At 64.8% G+C, this 4672-nt stretch carries 6 protein-coding genes; 1 reads left to right on the top strand and 5 read right to left on the bottom strand.

The genetic code is table 11. The features are described 5' to 3' along the window. A partial coding sequence (locus QZ994_RS18835; protein WP_290877316.1) for an outer membrane protein assembly factor BamE occupies window positions 1–446 on the bottom strand: 446 nt, incomplete at its 3' end. A 135-nt stretch (window positions 447–581) separates the two neighbouring features. On the opposite strand from QZ994_RS18835, the gene fur reads away from it, so the two are divergent. Then, window positions 582–1025 carry a ferric iron uptake transcriptional regulator gene (fur, locus tag QZ994_RS18830; protein ID WP_290877313.1) on the top strand — a complete coding sequence of 148 codons (444 nt, stop codon included), beginning with the start codon at window positions 582–584 and terminating at the stop codon, window positions 1023–1025. Window positions 1026–1049: 24 nt separating this feature from the next. On the opposite strand, the gene hprK is transcribed toward fur, so the two are convergent. From hprK to QZ994_RS18810, 4 genes are all read right to left on the bottom strand, one after another. Then, a complete protein-coding gene (gene hprK / locus QZ994_RS18825; RefSeq protein ID WP_290877311.1) occupies window positions 1050–2012 on the bottom strand; it encodes an HPr(Ser) kinase/phosphatase in 963 nt (320 codons plus the stop codon). A 64-nt stretch (window positions 2013–2076) separates the two neighbouring features. Beyond that, complete coding sequence (ptsN, locus tag QZ994_RS18820) at window positions 2077–2547, bottom strand: PTS IIA-like nitrogen regulatory protein PtsN (RefSeq protein ID WP_290877308.1); 471 nt, start codon at window positions 2545–2547, stop codon at window positions 2077–2079. 350 nt (window positions 2548–2897) lie between these two features. Further along, window positions 2898–3248 (bottom strand): ribosome-associated translation inhibitor RaiA, encoded by a 351-nt coding sequence (gene raiA / locus QZ994_RS18815; protein ID WP_290877305.1) that lies wholly within the window; start codon window positions 3246–3248, stop codon window positions 2898–2900. A 209-nt stretch (window positions 3249–3457) separates the two neighbouring features. Continuing rightward, window positions 3458–4672, bottom strand: a 1215-nt coding sequence (locus tag QZ994_RS18810; RefSeq protein ID WP_367172351.1) for an MFS transporter, incomplete at its 5' end; no start/stop codon positions are given.

Raw genomic sequence — 4672 nt, 5'->3', positions numbered from 1 at the left:
ACCTGCTCGGGCGTCAGGTTGGGCGCGATCTCGCCCTTGACGGGCTTGTCGATCGAGGCCACGAACTCGCGCTCGCTCGGCAGAGGCTGGGTGTCAAAGCGCTCGACGGCGTCGTTCTTGAAGAAAACGGTGACCACGCGGCGCTGGTCGGCCACGCCCTGGCGGCGGATGGTGAAGACGTAGTCCCAGCGGTCCAGGTGGAAGGGGTCGGCCAGCAGCGGCGTGCCCAGGATTTCCTTGACCTGCATGCGGCCCAGGCCCGGCTGGATCTGTGCGATCACCTCTTGCGTGACCACATTGCCTTGCACGATGTCGATGCGGTAGGGCTCCAGCATGCCGAACAGGGTTTCAGGCTTGCTCAGGGCGTCGGTGGCGGTGCCCGCACAGGCCGACAGCAGCAAGGGGGCCAGGGCCAGGCAGGCTCGACGGGTAAAAGGCATCGTCATGGAAGGCGGTCTTCTGTCAGGGGAGGCCCATGCAGGCCCAAACAAGGCCGCCCATTTGTTGGGGGAAGGCCTTGTCGATATCATCGGGCATTCTAGCGGCGGCTGAACAGGCCTGCCCGCAGCCTGGAGCACACCATGAACAACGCAGAAGAACTCAAAAGCAGTGGGCTCAAGGCCACGCTGCCCCGCATCAAGATCCTCGACGTCTTCCAGCAGGCCGCCCAGCGCCACATGACCGCCGAAGACGTGTTCAAGGTGCTGCTTGCCGAAGGATCCGACATCGGCCTGGCCACGGTCTACCGCGTGCTGATGCAGTTCGAGCAGGCCGGCATCCTGTCTCGCAACCATTTCGAAGCAGGTAAAGCTGTGTTCGAGCTCAACGAGGGCAAGCACCACGACCACCTGGTCTGCGTGAACTGTGGCCGCGTCGAGGAGTTTTACGACGCCGAGATCGAGCGCCGTCAGCAGGAAATCGCCGCAGAACGCGGCTACAAGCTGCAGGACCACGCCCTGTCGCTGTATGTGGAATGCCTGCGCGAGGGCTGCAACCACGGCAACGGCAAGCAGGCCGCACGCTGAGCGCAGGCCCCTCCTGCGCCTCGCTCAGAGGCCGCCGCGCTCCATGGCGCGCTGGTGGCGCTCGATGAACTCTTTGTAGGTGTCGATGCCGCGCAGCTGCAGCACGGTGTTGCGCACCGCGGCCTCGACCAGCACGGCCAGGTTGCGCCCGGCGTCCACGGCGATCACGGCCTTGCGGATGGGCACGTCCATCACCTCTTCATAGAGGGGCTCGTAAGGCAGGCGCTCGAACTCGCGCTCCATGGTCTCTTTGCGGACCAGGTGCACGATGAGCTTGAGCCGCATCTTGCGGCGCACGGCCGTCTCGCCAAAGATGGCCTTGATGTCGAGCAGGCCGATGCCGCGCACTTCCAGCAGGTTCTGCAGCAGTTCGGGGCAGCGCCCTTCCACCGCCGTGCGCGACACGCGGTAGAGGTCGACGGCATCGTCGGCCACCAGACCATGCCCGCGCGAGATCAGTTCCAGGCCGAGTTCACTCTTGCCCAGGCCGGATTCACCGGTGAGCAGCACGCCCAGACCCAGGATGTCCATGAAGACACCGTGGCGGGTGATGCGCTCGGCAAAGTGCTGGGTGAGGTAGCTGCGCAGCACGTCGATGACGTGCCCTGCGGGCTCTTGCGTGACGAACAGGGGGATGCCGGCGCGGCCGCACATGGCCACGAGGCGGTCGGAAGGGGTTTCGCCATCGGCCACCACCACCACGGGTGGCTCCAGGGTGACGATGCGCTGGATGCGCCGTTCCTGGTCTTCCGGCCCGGCGTTGGTGAAGTAGGCGCTTTCGCGCTTGCCCACGATCTGCACCCGGTAGGGGTGGATGTAGTTCAGGTAGCCAACGAGGTCGGCGGCCGACTGCGCCGCGTGCACGGCGTCCTCGTCAAAGCGGCGCTCGGGGTTGGCGTGACCGGCGATCCACTCCCAGCGCAGGGCGGTGCGGTTGGCTTCGAACAGTGTCTCGGCACTGATGACGGCGATGTCTTTGACGCTCACGGGGCTGCGGTTGTTGTCAACGTTGCGTCAGACCATGATGCATCAAGAAACGAGGCCGAAAAACTCAGGCCACCGATTTCAGCGGCTGCCAGCGCTCGATCAGGCCATGGACCTCGGCCGCGTCGGGCTCGGTCTTGAGGCGTTCGCGCAGTTCGCGATCGGACAGCAGTTCGGCGATTTCCGACAGGATCTCGAGGTGGCGCTGGGTGGCAGCCTCGGGCACGAGCAGGAAGATCAGGAGGTTGACGGGTTCGTCGTCCGGCGCATCGAAGGGGATGGGCTGGCTCAGGCGGATCACGGCTGCCAGCGGGTTCTTCAAACCCTTGATGCGGCCATGGGGAATGGCCACACCGTGTCCCAGGCCGGTGGAGCCGAGGCGCTCGCGGGCAAAGAGGTTGTCGGTGACGATGGCACGCGCGATGGCATGCTGGTTCTCGAACAGCAACCCTGCGTGCTCGAAGACGCGCTTCTTGCTGCTGGCGTCAACGTCCACCAGCACCTGGCCGGCGGGAAGGATGGCTGAGAGACGATTCATCTTGCTTACTGGCTAGGGCGACGGCAGAAGCCTTGACCCCGCCCCCGAGGACAGCTGAGGGGCGGATTATAGGGACCTGAGGACAGGCGGCGGAACGTTCATGAACCATTCACATAAGGGATTCTGCACCCCCTGCTGCAGCGCAGCAAGTGAAACATGACCGAAACCGGCGCCCCCATGAGGGAGATTGCACGGACATTTGACACGCCTGCACTGTAGGCCGACGAGGCCGTGGTCCAGGCATGAAAAACGGCCCCGAAGGGCCGTTAACTTGGTGCCTGCCTGCGCTGGCGACCCGCAATCAGGTCAACACACCAAGCACGCTGTGGATCGGCTTGCGGCGGCAGCGTTCACTGGATGGCGTCCCAGGTGGATTCCTGGCGCTTGTGGGAAGCGTGGTGGTGGTCCTGCACACGGTCCTTGTGTCGGCAGACCTGGCGGTCCAGCTTGTCCATCAGTTGATCAATGGCGGCGTACAGATCCTCATGGGAGGTTTCAACAAAGATGTCCTTGCCCTTGACGTGCAAGTTGACTTCGGCCTTCTGGCGACGTTCCTTTTCCTTTTGCTTCTCGACACTGAGCAGGACTGTCACGTCCACGACCTGGTCGAAATGACGGGTCACACGTTCCATCTTGGTGAGCACGTACTCACGCAGCGAAGGAGTCACCTCAAGGTGATGGCCACTGATCGTCAAATTCATACTGCCTCCTTTCGAGGACAGGAAGGTTGAGAACAACCGGTTCGGCCAGACCGCAACACATCGCTCCGAAACCTTGTTTCGGGGGCTTGACGCATCAGGGTCAAACCAGAAACCGGAAGGTCAGTGTGCCCCCGCCGAAGCCGTATGACAAGCCCATGACGTCAGTGTTTGTATGGGGTGCGAAACAGACTGCAAAGGTGCGTGAAGCCTCACACGGAGGGCTTGATTTCCGTGGCGGGCAGGCGCAGGCGCCCGACCCACCACAGCATCACCATGGCCGTGGCGAGCGCCAGCCACCCGGCCCGGCCGTAGCCCGTCACCAGGCCATCGGCGTTGCGGGAAATCATCGCCCCGCCAATCCACGCGGCCAGCCCCATGGTGGCCGATTGCAGGGCCCCGTTCACGCTGAGGAAGGCGCCACGCACGCGCGGCTCGGAAGCCGAACTGAGCAGGGCCATGCCGGGCACCATGCGCCCGGAAACGCAGACGAAAAACAGCGTGGTGACCCCCAGCACCCACGGCACCGACGCGGCCGTGAGGTGGGTCAGCGTCATCATCGGCAACACCGACAGCCCCACCAGCAGGCGGAAGGTGCGGACCTTGCCCCAGCGGTCGGCCAGCTGCCCCCAAAGGCGGGACGTGAAGAGCGTGGCCACGCCACCGGCCATGTAGACCCAGGGCACCTGTGAGGGCGGCATGTGCAGGTTCACGGTGAGGTAGATGGTGATGTAGGGGATGATGGCAAAGCTGCTCAGCATCATGAGCGCCGAGAGGCCAAAGGCCCACCAGTGCCCCGGCTCGGCCAGCACGCGCCGCAGTTGTGCCACCGGCGGCTGGGCCGACACCCCGGTCATGTGCCCGTTCAGGCGCGGCACGTAACGCGCCGCCCCCAGCCAGATCGGCAGGGACAGCAGCGCGATGGCGAAAAAGGGCAGGTGCCAACCACCCTGCGTGGCCAGCCACAGCGATGCCGGTACGCCGGCCACGGTCGAGAGGGAAAAGGCCGCCATCACCAGGCCCATGGCCTGCCCGCGCCGTTCGAAGGGCACGACGTCGCCCACGATGGTCTGCACCAGGGCGCCCAGCACACCACCAAAGATGCCTGCCGCCACACGGGCGACCAGCAAGGCGCCGTAAGTGGGCGCCAGACCGCAGGCCAGGGTGGCGACGGCGAAACCGGCGTACATGGCCAGCAGTGCGCGTTTGCGCTCAAAGCGGTCGATGACGGTGGAGACCAGCACCCCCGAGACCCCGGCCGCCAGCGAATAGGCAGAGACCAGCAGGCCGAACTGCGCATCGCTGATGCGAAACAGGGCGGTGAGCTGCGGCCCCAGGGGCATCATCACCATGAAATCGACGATGTGGGTGAAGTTGATGGCGGCCAGGCTCCACAGGAGCAGGCGCTCGCGCACCACATCCACCAG

Origin of the sequence: Aquabacterium sp., from assembly GCF_021768455.1 — a bacterium.
GTDB lineage: Bacteria > Pseudomonadota > Gammaproteobacteria > Burkholderiales > Burkholderiaceae_C > Aquabacterium.
The sequence above is the reverse complement of the archived record's forward strand: the minus strand, read 5'-3'. Positions and strand labels throughout refer to the sequence as shown.

Bases quoted from the DNA above. Each gene is read 5' to 3' on its own strand.
- fur (WP_290877313.1), top strand. From the start codon at position 582: ATGAACAACGCAGAAGAACTCAAAAGCAGTGGGCTCAAGGCCACGCTG.
- ptsN (WP_290877308.1), bottom strand. From the start codon at position 2,547: ATGAATCGTCTCTCAGCCATCCTTCCCGCCGGCCAGGTGCTGGTGGAC.
- raiA (WP_290877305.1), bottom strand. From the start codon at position 3,248: ATGAATTTGACGATCAGTGGCCATCACCTTGAGGTGACTCCTTCGCTG.